The organism is Tessaracoccus rhinocerotis (assembly GCF_007197885.1).
Classification (GTDB): domain Bacteria; phylum Actinomycetota; class Actinomycetes; order Propionibacteriales; family Propionibacteriaceae; genus Arachnia; species Arachnia rhinocerotis.
On sequence record NZ_VKKG01000001.1, the window covers coordinates 917,425 to 943,911 of the forward strand.

24 protein-coding genes and 1 tRNA gene are annotated in these 26,487 nt (G+C 69.9%); 15 read left to right on the top strand and 10 right to left on the bottom strand.

Going from position 1 to position 26,487, the window contains the following annotated elements; translation table 11 throughout:
* Nucleotides 1-156: 156 nt before the first annotated feature.
* Nucleotides 157-891: a hypothetical protein gene (locus FOJ82_RS04415; RefSeq protein WP_143937198.1), complete on the top strand. Its 735-nt coding sequence runs from the start codon at nt 157-159 to the stop codon at nt 889-891.
* Here the strand turns inward: FOJ82_RS04415 and FOJ82_RS04420 are convergent.
* Together FOJ82_RS04420 and FOJ82_RS04425 are read right to left on the bottom strand one after the other, a co-directional pair.
* Complete coding sequence (locus tag FOJ82_RS04420) at nt 855-1,406, bottom strand: NUDIX domain-containing protein (protein WP_185975610.1); 552 nt, start codon at nt 1,404-1,406, stop codon at nt 855-857. The genes FOJ82_RS04415 and FOJ82_RS04420 overlap by 37 nt on opposite strands.
* Nucleotides 1,403-2,113, bottom strand: a complete 711-nt coding sequence (locus tag FOJ82_RS04425) for a copper homeostasis protein CutC (protein WP_143937200.1) — start codon at nt 2,111-2,113, stop codon at nt 1,403-1,405. The genes FOJ82_RS04420 and FOJ82_RS04425 overlap by 4 nt, the downstream gene beginning before the upstream one ends.
* A gap of 65 nt (nt 2,114-2,178) precedes the next feature.
* Here FOJ82_RS04425 and FOJ82_RS04430 point away from each other — a divergent pair, with 65 nt between their 5' ends.
* On the top strand, nt 2,179-2,706 hold the full coding sequence (locus tag FOJ82_RS04430) for a GNAT family N-acetyltransferase (protein WP_185975611.1): 528 nt from the start codon (nt 2,179-2,181) through the stop codon (nt 2,704-2,706).
* A gap of 70 nt (nt 2,707-2,776) precedes the next feature.
* Here the strand turns inward: FOJ82_RS04430 and groL are convergent, their stop codons facing one another.
* From groL to FOJ82_RS04450, 4 genes are all read right to left on the bottom strand, one after another.
* Nucleotides 2,777-4,414 (bottom strand): chaperonin GroEL, encoded by a 1,638-nt coding sequence (gene groL / locus FOJ82_RS04435; protein WP_143937202.1) that lies wholly within the window; start codon nt 4,412-4,414, stop codon nt 2,777-2,779.
* 211 nt (nt 4,415-4,625) lie between these two features.
* Nucleotides 4,626-5,444 carry a hypothetical protein gene (locus tag FOJ82_RS04440; protein WP_143937203.1) on the bottom strand — a complete coding sequence of 273 codons (819 nt, stop codon included), beginning with the start codon at nt 5,442-5,444 and terminating at the stop codon, nt 4,626-4,628.
* A 24-nt stretch (nt 5,445-5,468) separates the two neighbouring features.
* The gene (locus FOJ82_RS16450) at nt 5,469-7,124 is read right to left on the bottom strand and encodes a hypothetical protein (protein ID WP_221933012.1); all 1,656 of its coding nucleotides are present in this window, start codon (nt 7,122-7,124) and stop codon (nt 5,469-5,471) included.
* Nucleotides 7,121-7,843 carry a hypothetical protein gene (locus FOJ82_RS04450; RefSeq protein WP_143937204.1) on the bottom strand — a complete coding sequence of 241 codons (723 nt, stop codon included), beginning with the start codon at nt 7,841-7,843 and terminating at the stop codon, nt 7,121-7,123. Before FOJ82_RS04450 ends, FOJ82_RS16450 begins: the two co-directional genes overlap by 4 nt.
* A gap of 99 nt (nt 7,844-7,942) precedes the next feature.
* On the opposite strand from FOJ82_RS04450, the gene FOJ82_RS04455 reads away from it, so the two are divergent.
* Complete coding sequence (locus FOJ82_RS04455) at nt 7,943-8,410, top strand: hypothetical protein (RefSeq protein ID WP_185975612.1); 468 nt, start codon at nt 7,943-7,945, stop codon at nt 8,408-8,410.
* A gap of 4 nt (nt 8,411-8,414) precedes the next feature.
* Here FOJ82_RS04455 and FOJ82_RS04460 read toward each other — a convergent pair whose 3' ends face one another.
* The gene (locus FOJ82_RS04460) at nt 8,415-8,687 is read right to left on the bottom strand and encodes a DUF3263 domain-containing protein (protein WP_143937205.1); all 273 of its coding nucleotides are present in this window, start codon (nt 8,685-8,687) and stop codon (nt 8,415-8,417) included.
* Between the two features lie 100 nt (nt 8,688-8,787).
* Between FOJ82_RS04460 and manA the strand changes: the two genes are divergently transcribed.
* From manA to FOJ82_RS04475, 3 genes are all read left to right on the top strand, one after another.
* Complete coding sequence (gene manA, locus FOJ82_RS04465; RefSeq protein ID WP_143937206.1) at nt 8,788-9,972, top strand: mannose-6-phosphate isomerase, class I; 1,185 nt, start codon at nt 8,788-8,790, stop codon at nt 9,970-9,972.
* Nucleotides 9,973-10,030: 58 nt separating this feature from the next.
* A tRNA-Thr gene (locus FOJ82_RS04470) sits at nt 10,031-10,106 on the top strand.
* Nucleotides 10,107-10,120: 14 nt separating this feature from the next.
* The gene (locus FOJ82_RS04475; protein WP_143937207.1) at nt 10,121-10,729 is read left to right on the top strand and encodes a class I SAM-dependent methyltransferase; all 609 of its coding nucleotides are present in this window, start codon (nt 10,121-10,123) and stop codon (nt 10,727-10,729) included.
* On the opposite strand, the gene FOJ82_RS04480 is transcribed toward FOJ82_RS04475, so the two are convergent.
* A complete protein-coding gene (locus tag FOJ82_RS04480) occupies nt 10,730-11,485 on the bottom strand; it encodes a DedA family protein (protein WP_246099738.1) in 756 nt (251 codons plus the stop codon).
* 160 nt (nt 11,486-11,645) lie between these two features.
* Between FOJ82_RS04480 and FOJ82_RS04485 the strand changes: the two genes are divergently transcribed.
* From FOJ82_RS04485 to rlmB, 8 genes are all read left to right on the top strand, one after another.
* Nucleotides 11,646-12,743 carry an ABC transporter ATP-binding protein gene (locus tag FOJ82_RS04485; protein WP_143937208.1) on the top strand — a complete coding sequence of 366 codons (1,098 nt, stop codon included), beginning with the start codon at nt 11,646-11,648 and terminating at the stop codon, nt 12,741-12,743.
* A 124-nt stretch (nt 12,744-12,867) separates the two neighbouring features.
* Nucleotides 12,868-14,025, top strand: coding sequence for a cystathionine gamma-synthase (metB, locus tag FOJ82_RS04490; RefSeq protein WP_143937209.1), 1,158 nt, complete (start codon nt 12,868-12,870; stop codon nt 14,023-14,025).
* 36 nt (nt 14,026-14,061) lie between these two features.
* Nucleotides 14,062-15,450, top strand: coding sequence for a DUF4032 domain-containing protein (locus FOJ82_RS04495; protein ID WP_143937210.1), 1,389 nt, complete (start codon nt 14,062-14,064; stop codon nt 15,448-15,450).
* 113 nt (nt 15,451-15,563) lie between these two features.
* Nucleotides 15,564-17,051 (top strand): UxaA family hydrolase, encoded by a 1,488-nt coding sequence (locus tag FOJ82_RS04500; protein WP_143937211.1) that lies wholly within the window; start codon nt 15,564-15,566, stop codon nt 17,049-17,051.
* Between the two features lie 47 nt (nt 17,052-17,098).
* Nucleotides 17,099-18,109: a zinc-binding alcohol dehydrogenase family protein gene (locus FOJ82_RS04505; protein WP_143937212.1), complete on the top strand. Its 1,011-nt coding sequence runs from the start codon at nt 17,099-17,101 to the stop codon at nt 18,107-18,109.
* A gap of 14 nt (nt 18,110-18,123) precedes the next feature.
* Entirely contained in the window at nt 18,124-19,509 is a 1,386-nt protein-coding gene (locus FOJ82_RS04510) for a tagaturonate reductase (RefSeq protein WP_143937213.1), read from the top strand.
* Between the two features lie 9 nt (nt 19,510-19,518).
* A complete protein-coding gene (gene cysS, locus FOJ82_RS04515; protein ID WP_143937214.1) occupies nt 19,519-20,961 on the top strand; it encodes a cysteine--tRNA ligase in 1,443 nt (480 codons plus the stop codon).
* The gene (gene rlmB, locus FOJ82_RS04520) at nt 20,961-21,911 is read left to right on the top strand and encodes a 23S rRNA (guanosine(2251)-2'-O)-methyltransferase RlmB (protein ID WP_143937215.1); all 951 of its coding nucleotides are present in this window, start codon (nt 20,961-20,963) and stop codon (nt 21,909-21,911) included. The genes cysS and rlmB overlap by 1 nt, the downstream gene beginning before the upstream one ends.
* 15 nt (nt 21,912-21,926) lie before the next feature.
* On the opposite strand, the gene FOJ82_RS04525 is transcribed toward rlmB, so the two are convergent.
* On the bottom strand, nt 21,927-23,081 hold the full coding sequence (locus FOJ82_RS04525) for a hypothetical protein (RefSeq protein WP_143937216.1): 1,155 nt from the start codon (nt 23,079-23,081) through the stop codon (nt 21,927-21,929).
* A 62-nt stretch (nt 23,082-23,143) separates the two neighbouring features.
* On the opposite strand from FOJ82_RS04525, the gene FOJ82_RS04530 reads away from it, so the two are divergent.
* Nucleotides 23,144-24,610, top strand: coding sequence for a glycine hydroxymethyltransferase (locus FOJ82_RS04530; protein ID WP_143937217.1), 1,467 nt, complete (start codon nt 23,144-23,146; stop codon nt 24,608-24,610).
* Between the two features lie 74 nt (nt 24,611-24,684).
* Here FOJ82_RS04530 and FOJ82_RS04535 read toward each other — a convergent pair whose 3' ends face one another.
* Complete coding sequence (locus tag FOJ82_RS04535; protein WP_185975613.1) at nt 24,685-26,394, bottom strand: DUF2207 family protein; 1,710 nt, start codon at nt 26,392-26,394, stop codon at nt 24,685-24,687.
* Nucleotides 26,395-26,487 lie beyond the last annotated feature (93 nt).

Sequence of the window (26,487 nt, forward strand, 5' to 3'; positions counted from 1 at the left end):
CGTTGCTGCGGACTCCGAACATTTACTGGGGGCCCCAACAAATGGTGGCGCCTGCGGGTGAATCTATCTGGCGGCGGTCCTCGCGCACAGGCCGGGGCCCTGTTTGCACCGAACTGCTCACGCGGGCTGCACAGCACCCACCGTTAGGATGGCTCCATGGCCACTTGGACCGACGGTGCGGCGTACGCGCCCCTTGAGCGCCCCGACGGCTTCGCCACCCCAGAGGTGGAGGAGCTGGAGGTGGCAGTCCCCCAACTGGCACGAACCCCCGGGCCGATCCCGCCGCCGCAGGGCTTCCACCCCTCCGCGCCGCAGGCCCCCCTCGACCAGATCCGCACGGACCCCCCACCCACGCGGGATCCGGCCGCACCCTTCACCACCGCCTCGGCAGCCCTGACCGCAGGTCCGGACCGGCTCCCCGGCGCCGGGCGTGACCCCCGCCAGCCGTTCCACACCTACAGCGCCACCGTCGGCTCGCAGGAACTGCCACCGCCGTCGGGCGATCCCCTGCCCCCGCCGACCGGGGCCCCGCTGTCGCTCTCCGAGCTGCCGCCGCCGGGCCAGTTCAGTATCCCCGGGCCCGCGCCGTTGAACGCGGACACGCTCAAGACGCTGCGCACCCTGTTGGTGCTGGCGATCGTCGGACTGGGCATCGGCGTGCTGGTGCCCGGCACCACCGCGTGGCTGGTCCTGGCCGCCGGCCTCCTCGGCCTGCGCACGAAGCCCTTGACCGGCCGGATGGGAACCGCGGCCTGCGTGGCCGGGATCTCGCTGCTGCTGCTCGGGGTGGTGCTCCCCGAGGTGCCGTGGCTGTTGGGCTTCAGCGCCGCCACGGTCTTCATCGTCTGGGCCTCCTACGGGCTCCGGCGCGGGGCGGAGCCCCGCAGGTAGTCCTGCACCCTCGAAAGCTCCGCGCGGTCCAGCGCGACGGTCGACTCGTCCATCACCCCGAGTTGCACCGGCTCCCCGCCGTCCCACCGCGCGAGTCGTGGCAGGTCGGCGGGCCAGACCTCTTCCGGCAGTTCCGGGACGGGCCACCACCGGAAGCCCTTTAGGCGCCGGTTCTCGTTGTCGCTCCAGGCGAGCCGGTCGGGCTCGAACCGCTCGGTCCGGAGCAGGAAGAAGGACTCGGGCTGCACCAGCACCCGGTCCGAGTAGCCATGCACGGCGATGCGTTCCGCGACGGGCCCCTCGAGTTGTTCGGGGGCGACCGGCAGCCCTGTCTCCTCGTGCGCCTCCCGGGCCGCGGCCTCGCGGGCGCTCTCGCCGTCGTCGACGCCTCCCCCTGGCGTCACCCACCAACAGGAACCCGCGACGCCGGGGTCCGAGTCCGCGATCAGCAGCACCGCGTCCCCCGCGAGCACGAGCACTCGGGCTCCCGGGCGGTGGTGCACGGGGCGCGTCACCGGGTGGGCTGTCGTAGGTGGCGGACGGTGTCGTCGAGGAGGTCGCGCCAGGTCTGCACGAGGTCGGAGTCCACGTAGGCCTTGAACGATCGGCCGGGGCGCGCGGGGCTGCCGATGTGGAACGCCCGCACGCCGGCCCGGACGAGCCACGGTACGTGCTCGGGGCGGAGCCCGCCCCCGGCCATCACCAGTCTCGCGACACGCTCGTCGGCCTTGGCGCGGCGGATCAGTTCCTCCAGCCCCTGCTCCACCCCGCGGGCCGAGCCGGCGGTGAGGACCTGGTCCAGTCCGGGCAGCTCCAGGAGCGTTGCCCAGGCCCGGTCCAGGTCGAGGCAGTGGTCGACAGCCCGGTGGAAGGTCCACGGCCAGTTCCCCTCCCCCGCGAGCTCGGTGACCACCTCGACGTCGACGTGGTTGTGGCCGTTGAGGAACCCGAGCACGACGCCGTCGGCCCCGGAATCCAGGTAGCTCTCGATCAGGCCCTTGAGCCGCACCACCTCGCCCCCGTCCGTGCCGAAGCCAGCCCGCAGCCGCACCATGGGTCGGATGTGGATGGACGTGGCGCGGCGGACCTTCTCGACGGTGCGCGGTTCCGGGGACAGCCCGTCGTGGTCCATGGTGCCGAGGAGTTCGATGCGGTCGGCTCCCCCGGCCTCGGCGCGCTCCGCGTCTGCCGCGTGCAGCGCGATGACCTCCAACATGCTCATGACCCCATCTTGCCAACGCCCACCCCGAACCGGCGGCAGACACTCTGCTCCAGTAGCCTGCGCTGGTGCACTCGCCCGTCATCGCCCCGCCGCAGCCCGAGGATGCGGGCGACTGGTTCGACTTCCTGGTCGCGCAACAGGCCGAGGCCTACCGCGGGATCGTCCCGGACGACTTCGCGGATCGGCAGCGGCTGCAGCGCGACGAGCGGGTGCAGGAACTGCGCGAAAAATTCGCCGAACCCGGAACCGGCAGGCGGCTGGCGGCGAAGGTCGCCGGACGGATCGTCGGCGTGGTCTCCGTGGTCGACGCCCCCATGGACTGGGAGACGGCACTCGGGTTCGTCCCGGCTCCGGAGCCCCGCCAGCTGGACCGGCTGTACCTGCACCCGGAGTTCCGCAACCGCGGGCTCGGGAGCGCCCTGCTGGATGCCGTCGACGACGGCCGGGACCTCTACCTGTGGTTGGTGAGCGCCAACAGGGCAGCCCAGCGGTTCTACCGACGACACGGATTCGTGGACCTCGACGAGTCGCACCGCGCCGGGCAGTCCTGGGGCGGCGTAGCGATGCACCGCATGGTCCGCCGCCGTCCCTGAGCCCGAGCATGCCGAAGGGCGGCCCGACCGGAGTCGGACCGCCCTCGAGATGCGGATCAGCGGTGCGGGCTCAGAAGCCCATGCCGCCCATGCCACCCATGTCGTCGCCACCGCCGGGCATCGGGGCAGCCTTCTCGGGCTTGTCCGCGATGACCGCTTCGGTGGTGAGGAACAGGGCCGCGATGGAGGCCGCGTTCTGCAGTGCGGAACGGGTCACCTTGGCCGGGTCGATGATTCCGGCCTCGACCATGTTGACGTACTCGCCGGTGGCGGCGTTGAGGCCTTCACCCTGCGGCAGTCCTGCAACCTTCTCCGCGACGACGCCGCCCTCGAGGCCGGCGTTCGTGGCGATCTGGCGCAGCGGCGCCTTGGCTGCGGTGATCACGATCTGCGCGCCGATGGCCTCGTCACCCTCGAGTCCGTCGATGACGGAGGCCGCAGCTGCGGAGGCCTGGAGGAGGGCCACGCCACCGCCGGGCACGATGCCCTCCTCGACGGCCGCCTTCGCGTTGCGGACGGCGTCCTCGATGCGGTGCTTGCGCTCCTTGAGCTCCACCTCGGTGGCTGCGCCGACCTTGATGACTGCGACGCCACCGGCCAGCTTGGCGAGGCGCTCCTGGAGCTTCTCGCGGTCGTAGTCGGAGTCCGAGTTCTCGATCTCGCGACGGATCTGGGCCACGCGACCCTCGATGGCGGCGGACTCGCCGGCGCCCTCGACGATGGTGGTCTCGTCCTTGGTGACGAGCACGGAACGCGCACGGCCCAGCAGGTCCAGGGAGACGGCGTCGAGCGACAGGCCGACCTCCTCGGAGACGACCTGGCCACCGGTCAGGATGGCGATGTCGGCCAGCATGGCCTTGCGGCGGTCACCGAAGCCCGGCGCCTTGACTGCGACGGACTTGAAGGTGCCACGGATCTTGTTGACGATCAGGCCGGCGAGCGCCTCGCCCTCGACGTCCTCAGCGATGACCAGCAGCGGCTTGCTCGACTGCATGACCTTCTCCAGCACGGGCAGCAGGTCCTTGAGCGATGAGATCTTGGAGTTGACCACCAGGATGTAGGGGTCGTCCAGGGTGGCTTCCATGCGCTCGGCATCGGTCACGAAGTAGGGCGAGATGTAGCCCTTGTCGAAGCGCATGCCCTCGGTCAGTTCGAGGTCCAGCCCGAAGGTGTTGGACTCCTCGACCGTGATGACGCCTTCCTTGCCGACCTTGTCCATGGCCTCGGAGATGATCTCTCCAACACCTGCGTCAGCGGCGGAGATGGAAGCCGTCTGGGCGATCTGCTCCTTGGTCTCGACGTCGATCGCGAGCTTGGTCAGCTCGTCGCTGATGGCCTTGACGGCCTTCTCGATGCCGCGCTTGAGACCCATCGGGTTGGCGCCGGAGGCAACGTTGCGCAGGCCCTCGCGGACCATTGCCTGGGCCACGACGGTGGCCGTGGTGGTGCCGTCGCCGGCGACGTCGTCAGTCTTCTTGGCGACCTCCTTGACGAGCTCGGCGCCGATCTTCTCGAAAGGCTCCTCGAGCTCGATCTCCTTGGCGATGGAGACGCCGTCGTTGGTGATGGTGGGGGCGCCCCACGACTTCTGGAGCACGACGTTGCGGCCCTTGGGGCCGAGCGTGACCTTGACCGCGTCGGCGAGGGTGTTCATGCCCCGCTCGAGCCCGCGGCGGGCCTCTTCGTTGAATTCAATCAGTTTTGCCATGGTGTTTCGGGAGTCCTCCCGTCAGTGGGGGCGGTTGCCCCGGATGTTCGTTCTGGGTAGATCCGCGACGGTGCCCGCGACGGACGGTCCGTGGACCTCACCTTGCAGATCGGTAGCACTCAGACGAGCCGAGTGCTAAGTCCATTCTTAGCACTCCACCCAAGCGAGTGCAAAGAACTCCCGCCCGAACACCGGAGACCTGCGGCATTCCTCAGATGGCCGCCCTGGGCCACTGCGAGCCGGGCACCGAGCTGGCTGCGTTGTTCATCTCGCTGACCTGCGCGATGATGCCCATCATCGCCTTCACGTAGACCATGATGTAGGTGAAGATCGCGGCCACCAGCGCCAACACCTGGGCGGCACCGATGGCGGTTCCCACGGGCACCGCCGCCATCTCGACGATGGCGATGATGATGCCGCCGATGGCCGTGACCAGCGACGTGATGAACGTCACGGTCGTGGTCACGCCGTCGGCACCGATCTTCTGGACGGCCTGTCCGAACTTCTTCACCGCCTCCGCCACGTCGTTGGCATGGTTGTACTGACGGTCCATCTTGGAGCTGAACATCTCCGCCGCCGGGCCGGTCCACGTCGACCCCGCGGACTTGAGGTTCCCCGGGTGGAGGGTCATGGCGAAGTCGGCACACTTCGGCGCCAGCTGGTCGCGCAGCTGCTCACCCGCGGAGCGGACCTCCCAGGGGGCCAGGACGTGCTTCATGGCCTCGTAGATCCGGTCGTAGATGGTCGCAATGGTGTCCACCGCCCTGCGCAGCACCCTGCAGGCGTTGTCCACAACGGCCTTAGCGAACTTGCCTGCAGGCATCCAGCAGAACCAGGTGAGGATGCCGGACAGCTTGTCCAGGATCCGCTCCGCCTTGTCCAGGACCTGGTGGCAGAACGTCTTCACCTTGCCGATCATGTTCTGGACCTTGTCGATGATGTCCAGGATCCACTGGACGTCCAGCTGGAACGAGCACGCCTCGATGCTCGCGACGGCGCTGGACGAACCGCTGCCCATTCCACGTGTCACTGCATGTGCCATTTCAGTTCACCCTCACTCGTTGATGCTGGCCGCAACCTGCACGGCATCGGATTCTTGCGTCTGGTAGTCGGTGGCCGTCTGCTGGAGGCCCTCCGAGATGGCGGCCAGTTCCCTGGCCGCCCCTGCGTACTGGTTGGCGAACTTCTCGTTGCCCCCGGTGTAGGGGCCCGCGGCCGCGAACCAGAGTCCCCAGTGCTGGACCAGCGGCGAGGCCGCCTCGAAGCACGCCTTCAGGGTCTCCGCGAGGGGCACGAGGTCGGCGACGTACGCCGCGTCGTCCCGGATGTCGGACAGGTCGACGGTGAAGTCCTCCGCAGTCGCGGTGCCGGGCCCACCATCGCTCGGACCACCGCTGGGACCGCCCCCGCCGCCGGGTCCACCACCGGTCGGGCCACCGCCACCACCGGGTCCACCGCCGCTCGGGCCACCGCCACCGCTGGGGCCGCCCCCACCACCGGGTCCACCACCGGTCGGGCCGCCCCCACCACCGGGTCCACCACCGGTCGGGCCGCCCCCACCACCGGGTCCACCACCGCTGGGGAGTCCGCCGCCACCGATGCCGCCGCCGGGTCCCCCACCGCCCGGGGGCGTCTCGCCCGGACGGGGCAGGCCCTCGTCGGGGCGCGCCTCGACGTAGTCGGGGATGCCGTCGTTGTCGGAGTCGACGTCGCGGTAGTCGGGGATGCCGTCGGCGTCAGTGTCGACCGGGTTGTGCACCAGGCCGTCGTCACCGATCCCGGGCGAGGTCACGCCCGACCCGTCATCGACGGTCGTCGGTCCGCCTGTGGGGGGCTGCGGGTAGCTGCCGGACGGGCTCACGCCGGTGTCCGAACCGGGCCAGGTGACGTTTCCGCCGGGGACGGGATCAGCGACACCGCCGGAGGGCAGGCCGCTGCCGACGCCTCCGCCGGGCATCCCTCCGCCGGACGGGAGGCCGCCGCCGATACCGCCGGCGGGACCACCGCCCGCGCCGCCGCCGAGACCCGCACCGGGGTCCTCGCCACCACCGCCGCCGGACGAGCCGCCACCGGAGGGTCCGCCCCCGCCGCCGCCCTCCTGGGCCGCGGGCTCCTCCTCGCCGGCGCCGTCACCCTCGGGGCCGCCGCCACCTCCCTCGGAGCCGATTCCCCCCTCGGCGCCCGAGCCGTGACCCTCGGGGATGTCGACGTCGACGGTGCCGTCTGGGTTGATCGTCATGGTCTGGCCGTTTGCCTGCTCGATCGTGATCGAACCGTCCTCGTCGCGGGTGACGACGGTGCCGGCCTCGGTCTCGAAGGACCCGCCGACCGCCAGCGTGGAGATGTCCAGGACCTCCTCGCCGTTGGTGAAGTCGGAGTCGACGCTCACCGTGCCGTCCGCCGCAATCGTGATCTCGACCCCCTCCGACGTGCTGATCACGGTGTCCTCGCCGCTGGTGTCCACGACGGAACCGTCGGGTGCCACAGCCACCGTGCCGTCGACGACGGTGGTGTCGCCGGTGATGTCCACGGCGTCGTCCGGTACCGAGGTGACGGCCTCGCCGGTGACGTAGTCCTCGGCGGGCTCGGCCTCCTCGGTGAGGGTCCCGGTCTGGGCGTCCGGGCCGGACTGGCCGCCGCGCATGGTGCCGTAGTCGGTCCCGGAGTCGGGCCAGGAGAATCGGCTGCCCGGGGTCACGTTCTCGCTCACAGGGAATCTCCTTGCTTGTTCTGGGCGGCCACGACTGCGGGCAACCGCTCGATGATCTCGTTGAACGACTCGGTGAGGGCGTTGCCGGACCTGCCTGCCGCCCAGCTCTCCTTGATCGAGACCTCGGACACGAGACCCGCCACCACGCGCACCCCGACCATCCGGGAGTCGGTGTGGACCCAGTCACCCACCGACTCGTCCGGGACGAAGTCGGCCGGATCCTGTGGGAGGTCGGCGTCGGTCAGGTTCTGCATCTTCAGGGTCTCGACGTCCAGGCGCCTGCTGAGACCCTCGATCATGTCCGGGAGGGCGTCGACCCTGGCCTGCAGGGTGTCCTCGCTGATGGGGGCCAGCAACTCCTCGGTCTTCTCCCGCAGCAGTGCGTCCCTCGTGGCCTCGACCTGCGCCTCGTCCACCTCCGGGCCCTGTCCCGCCTCCGAGGCCTCGAGGGCGTCGATGTCGAATCCCATCGCCTTGGCCTGGGCGCGGCCGAGTGCCTCTCCGACCACACCGGCGAGCTCACCGGGCTCCACCTTCTCCTGCCATGCGGGAACCACCGAGATGGCGGCAAGCGTCGTGTCCGGACGGACGGTGACCTGGACGACTCCCCTCTCGTCGGAGACGGTGACGTCCTCGGTGACCGGCGCCAGCGTCGCGAGCGCCCCGAGGACGTTGCGCAACTCCCTGTCCAGGTCCGCCATCAGTTCATCTGGTCCCATTGGTTTCCTCCGTGATTCCACCCGTTGTCTCGTCCCGTCGAGTCTTCCAGCCGCTAGGGTCACGAGGGGTAGGTACCGCCACTCAAAAGGAGCCGTGCAATGGGCTCGTCCAGGCTGATGCGCAACGTCGCGAACGTCGCCAACCTCTCCACGCCGCTGGGGCTGCTGGTTGCGCTCGCCACCCGCTCCCGGCTGCGCAGGGTGGACGGCCTGCTGGTGGCGGAGGGGGCGAGGCTGCGGCTGCCCGCGACGGCGCTCACCATCGGCAGCGTCGTGCTGGTGCCGAAGCGGACCCTGGCCGAGGCCCTGGAGCGGATCCCGGGCCTGCTGGAGCACGAGGACCAGCACGCCTGGCAGTACGCCTACTGCCTGGGGCTGCCCTTCGTGCCCGCCTACTTCGTCGCTGCGGGTTGGTCCTGGCTGCGCAGCGGCGACCGCGCCACCGCGAACCACTTCGAGGTGCAGGCGGGGCTTGAGCTGGGCGGTTACCGCGTGGGGAGGCTGCGCACCGTGCGCAAGGGGCTGGTGGACCTGCGGGCGCGGCTGCCCTGGTCCCGCGGCGCCTAGGCGCTCAGCCCTGGAGGCGACGCGCCGAACGCGCCGCCTGGCGCGTGGAGCGGAGCCGGCGGAGCCGCTTCACCAGGAGCGGCTTGTGGGCCAGCGCAGCCGGGGTGTCGATCAGCGAGTTCAGGTGCTGGTAGTAGCGCGTGGTGGAGATCCCGAAGTGCTCCATGATGGCCTGCTCCTTCGGGACGGCCGAGGTGAACCAGTTGTCCTCGAAGTCCAGCATGGCAGCATCGCGTTCGGTGAGTTCGGTGGCCGGGGCGGCGGCTGCGTGCGACATGCGCGCCATCATACGCGTTCCGAATGACACCATTGTCATTCGACGCGCCCCGGCCGCGTGAGCTTGCCCACCGCCCGTCTGACAAGGTTCACTGGAGGCCATGTTCAGACTCGGAGGGATCGAGCAGCACTACGCCTGGGGGACCACCGATGTCATCCCGGGACTGCTCGGGCGCGAGCCGGACGGCGAACCCTTCGCCGAGTACTGGTTCGGCGCCCATCCCTTCGGGGACTCGCCGGTCGACGGCGGCGGCACCCTCTCGGCGCGCCTGGCCCAGCAGCCCACCGAACTCCTCGGCGAGGCGACCGCGGCGTCGTTCGGGGGTCGCCTGCCGTACCTGGTCAAGTTCCTGTCCGCGGCCTCCCCGCTGAGCCTGCAGGCCCATCCGTCGCGCTCACAGGCGGAACAGGGCTACGCCCGCGAGTCGCTGCAGGGCATCCCCACGAACTCCCCGGAGCGGGCCTTCCGCGACGACTGGCCCAAGCCCGAGACGATCATCGCCCTGACCCCCTTCGAGGGACTGCTGGGCTTCCGGGAACCCACCAAGACGGCCCAGCTGTTCGAGTCGCTGGGCGTCGGCGACACCCTCGCCTCGGTGATCGGGCCCCTGCGGGAGCGCACCACCACTCCCGCGCTGCAGGAGGTCTTCCTCGATGTCCTCTCCCTGGGCGAGCGCCGACACCTGGTCGACGAGGTGCTGGGCGCCGCCGTCGGCCTGCTGGACGCGCCGGGCGAGCTCGGCGAGTTCGCCAAGACCGCCGTCGAGCTCGACGAGCACTTCCCGGGCGACCCCGGCATCCTGGCCGCGCTCCTGCTGAACCGGTTCTCGCTGGAACCCGGACAGGCGGTCAGCCTGGAGGCCGGCGTCATGCACGCCTACCTGAAGGGCACCGGCGTTGAGGTGATGGCCAACTCCGACAACGTCCTGCGCGGGGGCCTGACCCGCAAGCACATCGACGTCGACGCCCTGCTGCACGTCGTGAAGTTCGAGCCCACCGAGGTCAGGGTGCTCACCTCCGACGGGGTCGACGGCCTGTACCTGTTCCCCTCCAACGTCGAGGAGTTCGAGGTCTGGCTGGTGCAACCCATCGCCCAGGGCCGCGCCGTGGAGGTGCCCCGCGCCGACTCGGGCCGCATCCTGGTGGTCGCCGAGGGGGACTTCCTCCTCGAGGGCGACGGCGAGCCGATCCGGCTGCGCTGCGGCGAGGCGGTGTTCGTGCCCGCCGGCGAACAGGTGCACGCCAGCGGCCAGGGCCAGCTGTTCACCGTCGCCTCCGGCGTCTGAGGCCCCGGTTTTTCCATATCCGGCGCAGTTTGGGCACAATTGACGACGCTGCACCAGCGCCTCCGTAGCTCAGCGGCCAGAGCGCTCGCCTTGTAAGCGAGTGGTCGAGGGTTCGACTCCCTCCGGAGGCTCCACCACAATGGGAGGCATGACTCCCGAACCAGGCAAGTGGTCCCGCATGATCGCGGTGGACCCCGAGCACTCCCACCGCTACGTCCAGCGCTTCCGGATGATGGCCCGGGCGGGCCATGACCTGGTGGGCGAGGCCCGCACGGTCCACGCGATGCTCTCCCCGAACTCGCGGGTCCTGGACGCCGGTTGCGGGCCGGGCCGGCACGCTGAGCACCTGCACTCACTGGGCCACCGGGTGGTGGGCGTCGACGTCGACCCCGTGCTGATCGCCGCGGCGAAGGACGAGCACCCCGGCCCCGAGTACGTGGTGCAGGACCTGGCGGAGCTGGACCTCCCTGCCAAGGGCATCGAGGCCGGCTTCGACGCCATCCTGTGTGCCGGCAACGTCGTCGGGTTCCTGGCGGAGAGCACCCGGGTGGACGTACTGCGCCGCATGGGCGCACACCTCGCTCCCGAGGGCCGGGCCGTCATCGGCTTCGGAGCGGGCCGGGGCTACGAGTTCGGGGAGTTCTTCGACGACGTCACCGCCGCCGGCCTCGCGGTGCAGCTGAAGCTCTCCACGTGGGACCTGCGGCCCTTCTCGCCGGACAGCACGTTCCTCGTCGCCGTCGTCGGCCGGGCCTGATCAGCCCTGGCGCTTGGCGGCCTCGTCCCTGCGGCCCTTGATGACCGCACCGACGACGATCACCACGACCAGGCCGATGGCCACGTAGCCGGCGATCCTGGCGTACCAGTCGAGGATCTCCACGACGGGCTCGCCCAGCTGCCAGCCGAGCCAGAAGTAGAAGCACAACCACACCGTCGACGCGATGTAGTCGTAGACCAGGAAGCGCCTCAGGCTCATGTTCGCTGCGCCGGAGATGACGAAGACCACCTGCATCAACGGCAGCGGGATGGGGATGTAGGCGATGAAGAAGCCGAGCGGCCCCAGCTTCTCGGCCCAGCGCTCGGCACGGGCGTAGTTGCGGGCGGCGCGCTTGCTGCGGCCGGCCCAGACCTCGATCATCCCGCGACCCCACAGCTTGCCCGCCCACCAGTAGATCCAGTCGAACTTGAGGCTCAGGACCGAGGCCACGAGCAGCACCCACGGCCAGTGGCCCATCTGCCCCACGGAGGCGAGCGCCCCGCTGGCGGCGACGGCGGTGCGGCTGCCGGTGCCCATCGCCAGGATGTCGGGCGCGGCGGCCATCAGCCAGGCGCGCATCGGGATCAGCACCAGGCTGAAGACCCCGACGACGCCGAACCAGACCAGGCAGGCGATGTCGGCGCGACCGGGCTTGGAGTTCCAGGGCATGCCCGAGTCCTCCCACCACTCCTTCTCCTTGTCGGCCGTCGTGTCGGCGGCGGGCTCGGCCTCGGGCAGCTCAGGGGATTGGGTCACGCGTCGAATGGTACGCGGAAGCCACTATGTCTCGAAAAGATCACGTTCCGGGCACCTGCCTCGCGTCAGCACTTGCCCACCTGTAGAGTCCGGGACGGAAGAAGCACTTCCTCCACTACGGATCGTCGGGCACGTACCTGCCCGTGGAAAGGAATGTGGCATGGCCACTGTTAGCTACCGCGATGCATCACGCATCTACCCGGGCTCCGATCGAGCCGCCGTCAACAAGCTCAACCTCGAGATCGAGGATGGCGAGTTCATGGTTCTCGTCGGCCCCTCCGGCTGTGGCAAGTCGACCTCCCTGCGAATGCTCGCGGGTCTCGAAGAGGTCAACGCCGGAAACATCTTCATCGGTGACCGGGACGTCACCGACCTGCCTCCGAAGGACCGGGACATCGCCATGGTGTTCCAGAACTACGCCCTGTACCCGCACATGACCGTTGCGGACAACATGGGCTTCGCCCTGAAGATGCAGAACGTCCCCAAGGCCGAGCGCCAGAAGCGCGTCCAGGAGGCTGCACACCTCCTCGGCCTCGAGGACTTCCTCAGCCGCAAGCCGAAGGCACTCTCCGGCGGCCAGCGCCAGCGCGTCGCCATGGGCCGCGCCATCGTGCGCCAGCCGCAGGTGTTCCTCATGGACGAGCCGCTGTCGAACCTCGACGCCAAGCTCCGCGTCTCCACCCGCACGCAGATCGCCGCCCTGCAGCGTCGTCTCGGTGTCACCACCGTCTACGTCACGCACGACCAGGTCGAGGCAATGACCATGGGTGACCGCGTCGCGGTCCTCAAGGACGGCATCCTGCAGCAGGTCGACTCCCCGCTGGCCCTGTACGACACCCCGAACAACCTCTTCGTCGCCGGCTTCATCGGTTCGCCCGCGATGAACCTGATGATCGGCAAGGTCACCGAGGGCGGTGCCACGATCGGTGACTACACCGTCCCGGTCCCCCGCGAGACCCTGGCCAAGGCCGACGGCGACGAGACGGTCACCCTGGGCATCCGCCCGGAGACCTTCAAGATCTCCTCCACCGGCCAGGGCATCGCGCTCGACATCGCAGTGGTCGAGGAGCTCGGTGCGGACTCCTACCTGTACGGCACGCTGGCCGGCCTCTCCGAGGACGAGCTCGTCAACGCCCCGCAGATCGTGGCCCGCGTCGGCGCCCGCACCGCACCCCAGAAGGGTGAGGTCGTCCGCCTCGAGATCGATCCCGAGCACGTCCACGTGTTCAACAACACCACCGAGGATCGCATCAGCTGATCCAGCTGCTCCCGAGACGAAGGCCCCCGCCGGCGGGGGCCTTCGCCTTTCCTCCCCCAGTGAACGCCCGCGTCATCGCCAGTGGGTCGTTGCTACAGTGACGGCTCGAATACCAGGAGGATGCATGGCAGAACTCGGACGTTGGACCAGGGCGGCCAGGGCCGGCATGGCCCGGGACACCGGCCACGGAGCGGTGGTGCCACCGATCCACCTTTCCAGCAACTACGTGTTCTCCTCGCCCGAGTCCCCCGGGCCCTACGACTACTCCCGCTCGGGCAACCCGACGCGAGACATCCTCAACGACGCCCTCGCCGACCTCGAGGGCGGGGCAGGCGCCACGAACGTGGCCACGGGCATGGCAGCGATCACCCTCGTCGTCGAGGCCTTGGTGCCGGTAGGCGGCCGCGTGATTCTCGCCCACGACGCCTACGGCGGCACCTGGCGGCTGTTCACCGCACTCGCCGCCAAGGGACGGTTCACGGTCGAACTGGTGGACCTGACCGACTCGGAAGCCACCGCGGGGGCGCTGGCCGCGCCCACCGATCTCGTGTGGATCGAGACCCCGTCCAACCCCCTGCTGCGGATCACCGACATCGCGGCGGTCTCCGACCTCGGCCATCGCGCCGGGGCCCAGGTGGCCGTGGACAACACCTTCTGTTCCCCCCTCCTGCAGCAGCCGCTCGTTCTCGGGGCGGACTTCGTGATCCACTCCACCACCAAGTTCATCAACGGCCACTCCGACGTCGTGGGCGGCGTCGCGATCGCCCGCACGCAGGAGCACCACGAGCTGCTGCGCCACTGGGCCAACACCCTCGGACTCACGGCCAGCCCCTTCGACGCCTACCTCACCATGCGCGGACTGCGCACCCTGGACGCGCGGCTGCGCGTGCACCGCGAGAACGCCGAGGCGCTGGCCGACCTGCTCGAGGCGCACCCCTCCGTCGCGGCCGTCCACTACCCCGGGCTGGCCTCGCATCCGGACCACGAGCTGGCCGGGCGCCAGATGTCCGGCCCCGGATCGGTCATCAGCCTCGAGCTGTCCGGCGGACGCCCCGCCGTGAACCGGTTCCTCGACGGGCTGCAGGTCTTCCACCTGGCCGAGTCGCTCGGTGGCGTGGAGTCCCTCGTGTGCCACCCGAAGACGATGACCCACGCCTCCATGACCCCCGCGGCGCAGGCGGCCGCCGGCATCACCGACGGGCTGCTGCGCCTGAGCGTGGGCGTGGAGGGGCGCGACGACCTGCTCGCCGTCACCCGCGAGGCGCTCGGACGCCTGGGGTGAGCGACCCGGCTCGACGCCCCCACTAGACTGTTCCGCGTGCCCAGATTCCTAGCCGCGAAACCAGACGCCGACCTGATTCGGCTGCCGTGGAACGTGCCGCTGGAGTCCTGGCCCACCGCCCACCTGGTGGCACTGCCCCGAGGCATCTCCCGCCACGTCGTCCGCTTCATCCAGGTCGGCGACGACATCCTGGCCGCCAAGGAGATCCTCGAGGAGGTGGCCGTCCACGAGTACCGGCAGCTCACCGAGCTGCGTCGGCTGGACGTGCCAGCCGTCGAACCCGTGGGCGTGGTCCTCGGGCGCAATGACTCCGAGGGCAACGTCCTCGACCCGATCCTGCTCACCCGGCACCTGCCGTTCTCGCTGCCGTACCGCGCACTGTTCTACTCCGGCGTGAAGCTGGACACCGTGAACCGGCTCCTGGACGCGATGGTGGTGCTGTTCGCACGCCTCCACCTCACGGGCTTCTACTGGGGCGACGTCTCGCTGTCCAACATCCTGTTCCGCCGCGATGCCGGAGAGTTCGCCGCCTACCTCGTGGACGCGGAGACCGGCGAGCTGCACGCCAAGCTGACCGACGGACAGCGCGCGCACGACCTCCAGATCGCCACCACCAACCTGTTCGGCGAGTTCAGCGACCTCGAGGCCGGCGGCATGCTGGACCCGTCGCTGCAGCCGCAGTGGCTCGTCGAGACCATCGTCGACCGCTACCACTCACTGTGGGCCGAGCTCACCGGCGTCGAGGAGTTCTCCGAGTCGGAGCTCTACCGGCTCGAGGGACGCGTGCGCCGCCTGAACGCGCTCGGCTTCGACGTCGCGGAGATCGACGTCAGCACCTCGGCCGACGGCAGCACCATCCGGATGCAGCCGAAGGTGGTCGAGGCCGGGCACCACTCGCGTCGCCTGATGCGGCTCACCGGGCTGGACGCCGAGGAGCACCAGGCACGCCGCCTGCTCAACGACATGGACACGTTCCGTGCGAAGATCCCCGGCACCATGACCGAGAGCGTGGCCGCCCACAAGTGGCTGATGGAGGTCTTCGAACCGGCCACCTCGCGCATCCCGCCGGACCTCGCCGGCAAGCGCGACCCCGCGCAGTTCTTCCACGAACTACTGGACTACCGCTGGTACATGTCGCAGCGGGAGAACCACGAGGTGAGCATCGTGGAGGCCGCCTCCGGCTACGTGGCCGACGTGCTGCGCACCCTGCCCGACGAGGAGATGAGCAACGTCATGCCCGTGGGGCAGGAGCTCCTCAACAAGTACGACCCCTCCCAGGGCTTCGCCGACGACGAGGAGGAGCCCCCCTACGACCCGTGGGAGGACGGCGCCAACGACCCGGAACTGCCCGTCTCGTTCGGCTTCGACATCGAGGCCCTCCGCGCCCGCGAACGGGCGAAGTCCCGGGAGCGCGATCCGGGCTGATCCCCCGCCCGAGGGGGCAGGACGCTCACGGACCACGTTGGTGAAAGCCCTTTCACGCGTGTAGTGTTTCGTTTGGACGAGAGCAGCGTTTTGTTCAATGAAACGGGAGCAACATGAGCGAGATCGACGGCCTGCACATCCTCGGGCCCGGTGACGACGTCGGAGTCGTCATCCGCGAGGGCGGACCGGTGCCCGTGGGCCACAAGGTGGCGGTCCACGACGTCGCCGCCGGCTCTCCCGTGATCAAGTACGGCCACGTCATCGGCTACGCCACCCGCGACATCGCCGTCGGCGACCACGTCCACTCCCACAACCTCACCTACGGCGACCACGGTGCCCCCGAGCACGGCGCGACGGCGGCCGCACACCCACCCGAGCTGACGCTGGACGGCTCCGGCACCTTCAAGGGCATCCGCCGCTCCGACGGCAGGGTGGCCACGCGCAACGTGATCGCGATCGTGTCCACCGTCAACTGCTCGGCAACGGTCTGCCAGCGGATCGCCGACGCCGTCACCCGCGCCGGCATCCTGGAGGACTTCGACGGCATCGACGCGGTCGTACCCGTCACCCACACCAGCGGCTGCGGAATGTCGGGCGACGGGGACAACCTGCGCCGCCTGCGCCGCACCCTGGCCGGCTACGCCGGGCACGCCAACGTCGGCGGTGTCCTGGTGGTGGCGCTCGGCTGCGAGGTCAACCAGATGACGGACTTCATGGCGGACATCCCGCGCCGCGACGACCTCCACATCCTCGAACTGGGCATCCAGGACATGGGCGGCACCAGGGCCACCATCGACGCCGGCATCCGGGCCGTCGAACAACTGGCGCGGGACATGGGTGAGGTCACCCGCGAGGACTTTCCTGTCAGCGAACTCGTGATGGGACTCAACTGCGGCGGCTCCGACGGCTGGTCCGGGATCACCGCCAACCCGGCGCTCGGCGTGGCCTCGGACATGCTGGTGGCGCGCGGCGGCAGGTCGGTGCTGGCTGAGACGCCCGAGATCTACGGCGCGGAGGACCTGCTGCTCAACCGGGCCGTCTCGGACGGGGTGGCCCAGAAATTGCGCGACATCATCGCCCGCTGGGAGTCGGACGTCGAGGTCACCGGGGAGTCGCTGGACAACAACCCCTCCCCCGGCAACAAGGAGGGTGGCATCACCACCATCCTGGAGAAGTCCCTCGGCGCCGTGGCGAAGGGCGGGCACTCGCCGATGGCGGCGGTCTACGAGTACGCCGAGCCGATCGACGAGCCGGGGTTCGGCTTCATGGACACCCCGGGCTACGACCCGGTGTCCGTGACCGGCCTGATCGCGGGCGGTGCCAACGTCGTCGTGTTCACCACCGGCCGCGGGTCCGCCCTCGGCTACGGCATCGTGCCGGTGGTCAAGGTCTCCACGAACTCCACGCTGTTCCGCCGGATGCCCGATGACATGGACCTCGACGCCGGCGACATCGTTGAGCAGGGCGTCCCCGTGGCCGACAAGGGCCGGGAGATCTACGAACGCATCGTCTCGGCGGCCTCCGGCGAGCGGACCAGGAGCGAGGACCTCGGCTACGGGTCCCAGGAGTTCGTGCCTTGGCTGCTGGGCCCCGTCTTCTGACCTGCAGCCCCTCCGACCCAGCCACCCACCCCGCCAGAAGGAACCACATGTTGAAGGTCCAGGTGACCAGCCCCGGCGAGATCGCCGTCGTGGACGCCGAGCGCCCCACGCCGGCTCCCGGCGAGGCCCTCGTGCGCGTCCGCTACGCCGGTATCTGCGGCTCGGACCTGCAGACGTTCACCGGGAACCAGCCGTTCGCCAGCTACCCCCGCGTGCCGGGCCACGAGTGGTCCGGCGAGATCACCGAGGTCAACGGGGACTCCGGGGACCTGCGCGCCGGGCAGCTCGTCACCGGCAACCCCTACTTCAACTGCGGCGAGTGCTACTCCTGCCGGCGCGGGTTGGTGAACTGCTGCGAGTCCAACCAGACCATGGGCGTGCACCGCGACGGCTCGTTCCAGGAGTACATCACCATGCCGGTGGACCGGCTCTACCCGGCCGACGGCCTGGACCCGAAGCACGCGGCGATGGTGGAGCCCTTCTCGATCGGCTGGCACGCCATGAACCGGGCGCGAGTCACCGAACGCGATCGCGTGCTGGTCCTGGGCGCCGGCGCCATCGGCATGCTCACCATGGTCTCCGCGCTGGCACGCGGGGCCGAGGTGCACATCGCCGACATCGTGCCCGAGCGGCTCGCCATCGCCCGGGAACTGGGCGCGTCCTCCGCCGTGGACCTGACCGCGACCACCGTCGCCGAGCTGATGTCCGAGGCCACCGGCGGCGACGGGTTCGACGTCGTGGGCGAGGCCACGGGCCTGCCGGTGAGCTTCCTGAACGCGATCGAGGCGGCGGCCTTCGGCGGGCGGATCGCCCTGATCGGCAACGGCAAGCGCGAGGTCTCGTTCAACCAGTCGATGCTGATCCGCAAGGAGCTCGACGTGCTGGGCTCACGAAACAGCCTCGACGCGTTCGCACCGCTGATCGAGTTGCTCCAGCGGGGCGAGGTGGACATCTCCCCGATCCTGACGGCCGTCGTGCCTGCGTTCGCGACCGTCGATGCCATGAGGGACCTGCTCGAGCACGCTGAGCTCAACGTCAAGGTCCTCGTCGAGTTCTGATCGAGGAGATCACAATGAGAGTTGTCCAGTTCGGTGAGGGCGTCTTCCTGCGGGGATTCGCCGACTGGATGTTCCAGCGGTTGAACGCGGAGGCGGGCGCGGACATCCGCGTCACCCTCGTGCAGCCACGCAACTCCGACGGCGTCGCGCGCCTGATGGCGCAGGGCGGCCGCTGGACGGTGGTCCAGCAGGGGCTGCACGACGGCGCGGAGCAGTCGCGGCGCACCGTCATCGAGTGCGTCGACTCGGGCCTCAACACGCACACGAACCCGCACGGCTTCGCCGCACTGGCACGCGACCCACAGGTGCGGGTCGTGGTGTCCAACACCACCGAAGCCGGCATCGCATGGTCCGAGGAGGACGCGGGACTCGGTGACCGGCGCGCGGAGGTCCGTTCGTTCCCGGGCAAGCTCACCTGGTTCCTCGCCGAGCGGTTCGCCACGATCCCAGCCGCCGGCACCCTGTTCGTGCTGCCGGTGGAGTTGATCGCCGACAACGGCTCCACCCTCGCCGCCCTGGTGCGGCGGATGGCCGACGCCTGGGGCCTGGGTCCCGAGTTCCAGGCCTGGCTGGCCGACCAGGTCATATTCCTCGACACCCTCGTGGACCGCATCGTGCCCGGCCGCCCGAGCCGGCCCGTGGAGCTCGCCCCGGGAGTCCCGGACGCGTTCCCCGTGCAGGTGGAGTGGTTCCACTCCTGGTACCTGCGGGGCCCGCGCGAACTCCTCGACGTGCTCCCCCTCGACGCCCTGGACCTCAACGTCCGGTTCGTGTCTGACCTGCGCCCCTACCGGGACCTGAAGGTGCGCGTCCTCAACGCCCTGCACTCCGCCATGGCGGCGGCCGGCACCGCGATCGGCGTGGAGTCCGTGGCCGAGGCGGTGGACCACGATGTGCTCGGCCCCTGGCTGCGCCGTCTCCTCGACGAGGAGATCGCCCCCACCCTCGACCTGCCCGCCGACGAGGTGGCGGACTTCACCGCAGCCACCTGGGACCGCTACCGCAACCCCTTCATCCACCACCGACTCGAGAGCATCCTGCTGAACTCCTCGGCGAAGATCCCGGCGCGGCTGGGTGACATCGCCCTGGATCGCGGTGAGGAGGGCAGCCCGCTGCTGGCCTTCGGGGTGGCCGCGTGGCTGCACCTGACCCGTGGCGCCGGGTTGTCCGACTCCCCGGAGGTGCTCGCCGCCGTCGCGGGCCTGTGGGAGCGCGTCGCATCCGGGGACCTGACGGTCGAGGAGCTGGCGGCTCGCGTGCTCGCGGGGCCGATGGGCGCCGTCGCGTGGCCGCAGCCCTTCGTCGCGGAGGTCGGTTCCCACCTGGCGCGGATCGGGACCGCGGGCCCCCTGACGGCGCTGCGGGCCGTGGCGGCGGTGGAAGCGACTGCGGCCAGATAGACTCGTCGGGTGAGTTTCCGCCTGTACGACACCGCCGCCCGTGCGGTGCGCCCACTCGAACCCCTCGTCGAGGGCGAGGTCTCGATCTACCACTGCGGCCTGACCGTGCAGTCCTCGCCGCACCTCGGCCACATCCGCAAGGAGGTGGTCTTCGACGTGTTGCGCCGGTGGCTGGAGCACAAGGGCCTGGCGGTCACCGTGGTGGCGAACGTGACCGACATCGACGACAAGATCCTCGCCAAGTCCGCGGAGAGCGGGTTCGAGTGGTGGGCGCACGCCTACAAGTTCGAGCGTGAACTGCACGACGCCTACGCCGCGCTGGGCTGCAAGCCCCCCACCTACGAGCCGCGGGCAACCGGACACATCACCGAGATGCTGGAACTGGTCGAGGTCCTCCTGGAGCGCGGCCACGCCTACGTGGCCGAGGACACCTCCGGCGACGTGTACTTCGACGTGCGCTCGTGGCCCCGCTACGGCGAACTCTCCGGCCAGAAGGTCGACGAGATGGAGGCCGCCGCCGACGCCGACCCACGAGGCAAGCGTGACCCGCGCGACTTCGCACTGTGGAAGGGCCACAAGCCCGACGAGCCCGAAACGGCCTCCTGGCCCGCCCCCTGGGGACGCGGCCGGCCCGGCTGGCACCTGGAGTGCTCCGCCATGGCGGGCAAGTACCTCGGTGACACCTTCGACATCCACGGCGGCGGCATCGACCTGCGCTTCCCCCACCACGAGAACGAGCTCGCCCAGTCCGCCGCGGCCGGCCACGGCTTCGCCCGGCACTGGATGCACAACGCCTGGGTGACGATGGCCGGCGAGAAGATGAGCAAGTCGTTGGGCAACACCGCGCAGGTCAGCGAGGTCACGAAGACCTACTCGCCGCGTGCGGTCCGTTACTTCCTCGCCGCCCCGCACTACCGCTCAACCATCGAGTTCTCCCCCGCCGACGAGGCCACCCGCGGCTCGCTCGCCGAGGCCGAGAAGGCCATCGAACGGATCGACACCTTCCTGGCCCGCGCCGTCGAACTGGTGGGCGAGGCCCAGGTGGACCCCACCCCCTCCACGGAGCACTGGGCCACGTTCCAGCGCTCGATGGACGAGGACCTCGGCACCCCCGGGGCCGTGGCGGCGCTGTTCGACGCGATCCGCGCCGGCAACCAGGCCATCACCTCCGGCGACGCCGACACCGTCGGCACCCACGTCGTCGCGATCACCGCGATGCTCGACGTGCTGGGCCTGAACCCCTCCGCGCCCGAGTGGGCCGGTGCCATGGCCGTCGACAACCTGACCCCCGTCGTCGACGGCCTGGTCGCGCACCTCCTCGAGCAGCGCAACACCGCCCGCGCCGCCAAGGACTGGGCCGCGGCCGACGCCATCCGAGACACCCTGGCCCACCTCGGCCTCAACATCACAGACACCCCCAGCGGTCCGCGCTGGAGCTTGGAGAAGCACTGATGCCCGGAAACTCGTCCCGTCGCGGCGCCACCTCGAAGGGCAAGGCGAACACCGCCGGCTCCGGGGGTCGCATCCGCCGATCACTCAAGGGCAAGGGCCCCACGCCCAAGGCCGAGGACCGCACCTACCACAAGGCCTTCAAGGCCAAGCAGGCCGCGGCCAAGCGCACGCCGGCGAAGAACAGGACCACCCGCACCGCCGTCGGCGCCGACTGGGTGGTGGGCCGCAACCCAGTGCTCGAGGCACTGCTCGCGGGCATGCCCGTCAAGCAGGCGCTGGTTGCCGAGGGCGCTGAGCGCGACGACAGGCTGCGCGAGATCCTGAAGTTCACCGCCGAGCGCTCGATGCCGCTGCTGCAGGTGACCCGCGCAGAACTGGACCGCGTGACGGGAGGCCTCGTCCACCAGGGCGTGGCCATCCAGCTGCCCGCCTACGAGTACGCCGACGTCGAGGACGTGCTTGCAGACGCCGTCGCCGCGGACGCCAAGGGGCTCGTGGTGGCGCTCGACGGCGTGACCGACCCCCGCAACCTCGGGGCCATCGTGCGCTCGGCCGCGGCGTTCGGCGCGCAGGGCGTCGTAATCCCTGCCCGACGTTCGGCCTCGATGACCGCAGCCGCGTGGAAGACCTCGGCCGGCGCCGCCGCCCGCATCCCGGTGGCGATGGCCACCAACCTGAACCGTGCACTGGAGAAGGCCTCGAAGCTGGGCATGACCGTCGTGGGGCTCGCCGGTGAGAGTGACGTGCCGCTGTCCGGCGTCCCGAGCGACGGTCCCGTGATGATCGTGGTCGGCTCCGAGGGCGAGGGGCTGTCCCGCCTCGTGCGGGAGCACTGCGACCTGCTGGTCTCGATCCCGATCGCGAGCGAGGTGGAGTCCCTGAACGCGTCGGTGGCCACCTCGGTGTCGCTGTACGAGATCAGCCAGCAGCGCCTGCTCGCCGCGGAGTGATCCGGGCGCCGCGGCTCAGCTCGGGCGGGGCCGCGGCTGGTACTCGATGAGGAACTCCAACGGCTCCGCCGGCGTCGAGAAGTCAGCCGGGATGTTCTGGTAGTCGGTGTAGTCCACCTCGATGGGCCCCGTGGGGTTGATGCCGAGCACGCCGCTGGCGTCCCTGCCCGACACCGGCCAGATCACCATCAGGTCCACCTGGGTGCGGGCGAGGGCCTCTGTCGTGACGCTCTCCGGGTGGGCGGCAGGGATCTTCTGGCCAGCAGCGTCCTGGTAGGTGAACGACTGCGCCACGTTGATGTTCTGCTGCCCGAAGACGTCTCCCCCCGCCTGGATCCGCGCGTTCATGGCGGTGACCAGCCACTGCTTGCCCTCCGGCGCCCAACCAAGGATCGGCGTCCAGGGAAGGAGTTCACTGTCCGGCCGCAGCGTCAGCACCACCTCGCCGCTCTGGGCCTGCAGTTCCGCGGGGGGTTGCGTGGTGAACCCGCGCCTGAACGTGCCGTTCTCCGGGGCACAGGTGATGTCCCAGCGCTCCCGGAAGCCCAGGTTGGCGTTCCAGGCCTCGTCGGTGACCGGAAGGCCGGTGCGCAGGTCGACGCTGACGGTCTGGCCCTCGTCGGTGACCTCGAGTGTGATCTGGTCATCCGGCAGCACGCTGAAGATGAACATCTCCCACTCCGTGAGGTAGCTGCCCGAGGACGGGTTGAACTTGTCGAACAGGTTGGGCAACGGGATGCGGTTGCTGCCCACCCTGAGCTCGCTGGTCACGACGTGCTCGGTGGTCTCGACGTAGGCCGGCAGGCCGCCCTTGAGCGTGAACGCCGCGAGCTGGTAGCCCGGTGGAGCCTTCAGCGGTGTCGCCTCGCCCACCTGCGCCGCGGTCTCCAGCGACAACCTGTCGCCGGTGAACCAGCCCTGCAGTGTCGCGTCGAAGTGCGGGGTGGATACCACCAGCGAACCGTAGTCGCCCTCGGGCAGGTTCTTGGCAATGCCGTCGCGGGACCGCAGGAAGTACTCGGAGTCGACCTCCTTGGCGGGATCGACGCTGGCAGTGGGGGTGGGACTCTCGCTCGGGGGGTTGAAGTCCACCGGCTCGAACGAACAGCCGGACACCGCTGCTGCCGCGAGGCCCAGGAGGGCGGCGCGTCTCGTAACTTCGTGACCCACGGGTCGAGGGTAGACGATCAGGGAGCCACGGCCGCTCGGCCCCGACGCCCGGGCGCCCTAGACTGAGGGCAAGACACCCGACAAGGAGAACTGTGACCGACATCTCTGAACTCAGCAAGGCCTACCAGACACTGCTCAGCACCATCGAAGCAGTGGAACCCCGCATCGCGGAGGCCACGCGCTCGGAGCTCGCGGACCAGCGTGACTCGCTGAAGCTCATCGCGTCCGAGAACTACGCAAGCCTGCCCGTCCTCGCCACCATGGGGACCTGGCTCAGTGACAAGTACGCCGAGGGTACCGTCGGGCACCGCTTCTACGCCGGTTGCCAGAACGTCGACACCGTCGAGTCAGTCGCTGCGGAGCACGCCCGCGAACTGTTCGGCGCCGAGTACGCCTACGTCCAGCCGCACTCCGGCATCGACGCCAACCTGACCGCCTACTGGGCGATCCTCGCCCACCACGTGGAGATGCCCGCCCTTGAGGAGTTCGGCGTCAAGAATGTCCAAGCCCTCACCGAAGCCGACTGGGAGACCCTGCGCGCCCGTTTCGGACAGCAGCGCCTCCTGGGCATGAGCCTCGACGCCGGTGGGCACCTGACCCACGGCTTCCGCCCCAACGTGTCGGGCAAGATGTTCCACCAGAACCACTACGGCACCGATCCCGAGACCCAGTTGCTGGACTACGACGCCGTCGCCGCGAAGGCCCGGGAGTTCAAGCCGCTGATCCTCGTCGCCGGCTACTCCGCCTACCCCCGCCGCGTGAACTTCGCCAAGATGCGTGAGATCGCCGACGAGGTGGGCGCCGTGCTGATGGTTGACATGGCTCACTTCGCCGGCCTCGTCGCCGGCAAGGTGTTCACCGGCGAGGAGGACCCGATTCCCTACGCCCAGGTCGTCACCACCACCACCCACAAGTCGCTGCGAGGGCCTCGCGGCGGCATGGTGCTGGCCACCCAGGAGTACGCGGCGGACGTCGACCGTGGCTGCCCGCTCGTCCTGGGCGGTCCGCTCAGCCACGTGATGGCCGCCAAGGCCGTGGCGCTGGCCGAGGCCCGCACCAAGGAGTTCCAGACCTACGCGCAGGCCGTGGCCGACAACGCCAAGGCGCTCGCCGAGGGGCTCCTGACCCGGGGCGGGAAGCTCGTCACCGGCGGCACCGACAACCACATCGTGCTGCTCGACGTCACCGGCTACGGCCTGACCGGCCGCCAGGCCGAGTCGGCGCTGCTGGACGCGGGGATCGTGACCAACCGCAACGCAGTCCCCAACGACCCCAACGGCGCCTGGTACACCAGCGGCGTCCGTCTGGGAACCCCCGCCCTGACCTCGCGCGGCTTCACCACCTCGGACATGGACTCGGTGGCGCAGCTGATCGACGAGGTCCTGCGCTCCACCACCCCGGTGCCCACGAAGGACGGCAAGCCCGGCAAGGCCAAGTACGACCTGGCGTCCGACGTCGCGGCGAACAGCCACAACGTCGCCGGCGGCATGCTGCAGGCCCACCCCCTCTACCCGGGCTTCGAGCTCTGAGCCCGACCTGACGTTGCAGCGGGGCGCCGACCGGATGATCCGGTCGGCGCCCCGCTCTCGTCAGGTCCCGGTCCTCAGCGGGCGAACAGCTCCCCCTGCACCGTGTGGATGAACTGGGTGAGCGAGGCCGGAAGGTCCCTCAGGTGCCAGGTCTCGGGTGCGTGGTACCAGGAGATGTCGGTGGGGTCGGGGGTGGCGTCGTCGTCGGCGCGGACCATCGCCTCCAGCCAGCGGCCCTTACCTCCCAGCACGACGGCATACGGCAGCAGCCGTGAGATCTCCGGCAGCTCGCGCCCCGAGGGCATGTTGTCCGTCGGGTGCGTGGTCAGCAGGGACGACAGCGCTCCGAGGCCGCTGACGAGCTTGGCACCCTTCTTGGTGCGGCGCGGCATCCGGTCGGCCACCCACAGCAGCGCCAGCGCGAGCAGCACGAGCACGAGTCCCAGGAAGCCGAACTGGGTGAACACGATCAGCAGGCCGGCGGCGACCGCGGCCGCGACGACGCCGATGATGCCGATGCGGCGCCAGTTGTTCCGGGTGGAGTCCGGCCGGGACTCGAACCAGCCACGCTGCACGACGTCGTCGTAGAGGGCGCTCTGGATGTTGCCGATCACGGGACTGAGCGTCGCCGGCAGCGTCGAGACGAGCGTCTCGCCGCCGATCGGGGCGATGGCGTCCAGGATCTGGGTCTCGAAGGCGGCCAGCTCGTCGCCGCCGGTCTCGGTACGGCTGAGCTTCCAGTCCAGCAGCCCGTGCTGGTCGTGCGGGAGCTCGGTGATCAGGAGGTGGCCCCGGACCGCCAGGTCCAGCAGGGTGGCGGTGACGTCGACGGGGTCCACCCGCTCGTCCGCGACGGTGCCGACGTGGCCCGGCCGCACACCGTCGTGGATCTCGAAGACGGACTCGCCGTCACCGACGGGACGGAAGGTGGCCACGGGGGCGAACTCGCCGTCGTGGGAGGCGTCGACGCCGGTGCGGCGGTGCAGCAGGTACAGCGCCAGCGCGCCGAGCAGGAGGGCGCCGAGGGCGGTGAGGATGGTGAGCGGAGTGATGGCGAAGGCGCGGTTGAGGCTCCAGTCCTCGTGCACGACGTCGGTGGCCGCCACTGCGGAACCGGCGACGCCGACGGTGATGGTCACCTGCTCGCCGATGCCGCGCTCGAAGCTCTTGAACGTGGGCAACGGGGCGTCGTGGGTGCCGGCGGCGTAGAGCTCGCACTTGACCACGGCACCGGGCGGGCCCGCGAGGCAGTCGATCAGCTCGACGACGGCGCCGACGCGGATCGTGCCGCTGACCTCCGCCACCTCGACGCTGAGGCCCTGGAGGGCGCGCCAGCTGAAGATGGTGAGCTCGCCCGTGGCGCCCTGGTCCGAGCGGGTGGCGCCCGAGACCTCGTAGCTGATGGTGATCGGCTGGTTGCCGGCGTCGGAGGTGTCCAACGCCACGACGAGGTAGTCGCCGTCCTCCGTGACCTCGGCGTCGGCCGCGGCACCGCCGATGGTTGCCTGCACACCCGTGATCTCGTAGACGAAGCTGCGGGTGTCGTCGATCGGCGCCCGCAGCGCCAGGCGCTGGGTCAGCCGGTCGGGGGCGGCGTCACCGAAGGTGATGGTCTCGGTGGCCTTGAGGATTCCGTCGGGGCCCAGCTGGCCGTCGAACTCGTAGGTGTCTGCGATCGGACCCTCGGCGTGCGCGGCGGTGGCCCCGAGGAACGTCGCGAGCACGACCAGGCAAAGCACGGATAGCAGGCGCTGGACGCGCCCGACGGAGGAGGTCTTCAACAAGGTCCGGTCTCCTATTTGTTCGTGAGTCTCGCAACGGACGGTATCGCACCGTCGGACCGCTGGGAAGACAATGTTGCATCTTTCAACCCCTGC

Excerpts from the sequence above, each read along its gene's own strand:
- FOJ82_RS04415 (WP_143937198.1), top strand. The coding sequence starts at position 157 with ATGGCCACTTGGACCGACGGTGCGGCGTACGCGCCCCTTGAGCGCCCC.
- FOJ82_RS04425 (WP_143937200.1), bottom strand. The coding sequence starts at position 2,113 with ATGAGCATGTTGGAGGTCATCGCGCTGCACGCGGCAGACGCGGAGCGC.
- groL (WP_143937202.1), bottom strand. The coding sequence starts at position 4,414 with ATGGCAAAACTGATTGAATTCAACGAAGAGGCCCGCCGCGGGCTCGAG.
- FOJ82_RS04450 (WP_143937204.1), bottom strand. The coding sequence starts at position 7,843 with ATGGGACCAGATGAACTGATGGCGGACCTGGACAGGGAGTTGCGCAAC.
- FOJ82_RS04455 (WP_185975612.1), top strand. The coding sequence starts at position 7,943 with ATGGGCTCGTCCAGGCTGATGCGCAACGTCGCGAACGTCGCCAACCTC.
- FOJ82_RS04460 (WP_143937205.1), bottom strand. The coding sequence starts at position 8,687 with ATGTCGCACGCAGCCGCCGCCCCGGCCACCGAACTCACCGAACGCGAT.
- manA (WP_143937206.1), top strand. The coding sequence starts at position 8,788 with ATGTTCAGACTCGGAGGGATCGAGCAGCACTACGCCTGGGGGACCACC.
- FOJ82_RS04475 (WP_143937207.1), top strand. The coding sequence starts at position 10,121 with ATGACTCCCGAACCAGGCAAGTGGTCCCGCATGATCGCGGTGGACCCC.
- FOJ82_RS04485 (WP_143937208.1), top strand. The coding sequence starts at position 11,646 with ATGGCCACTGTTAGCTACCGCGATGCATCACGCATCTACCCGGGCTCC.
- metB (WP_143937209.1), top strand. The coding sequence starts at position 12,868 with ATGGCAGAACTCGGACGTTGGACCAGGGCGGCCAGGGCCGGCATGGCC.
- FOJ82_RS04500 (WP_143937211.1), top strand. The coding sequence starts at position 15,564 with ATGAGCGAGATCGACGGCCTGCACATCCTCGGGCCCGGTGACGACGTC.
- FOJ82_RS04505 (WP_143937212.1), top strand. The coding sequence starts at position 17,099 with ATGTTGAAGGTCCAGGTGACCAGCCCCGGCGAGATCGCCGTCGTGGAC.
- FOJ82_RS04510 (WP_143937213.1), top strand. The coding sequence starts at position 18,124 with ATGAGAGTTGTCCAGTTCGGTGAGGGCGTCTTCCTGCGGGGATTCGCC.
- rlmB (WP_143937215.1), top strand. The coding sequence starts at position 20,961 with ATGCCCGGAAACTCGTCCCGTCGCGGCGCCACCTCGAAGGGCAAGGCG.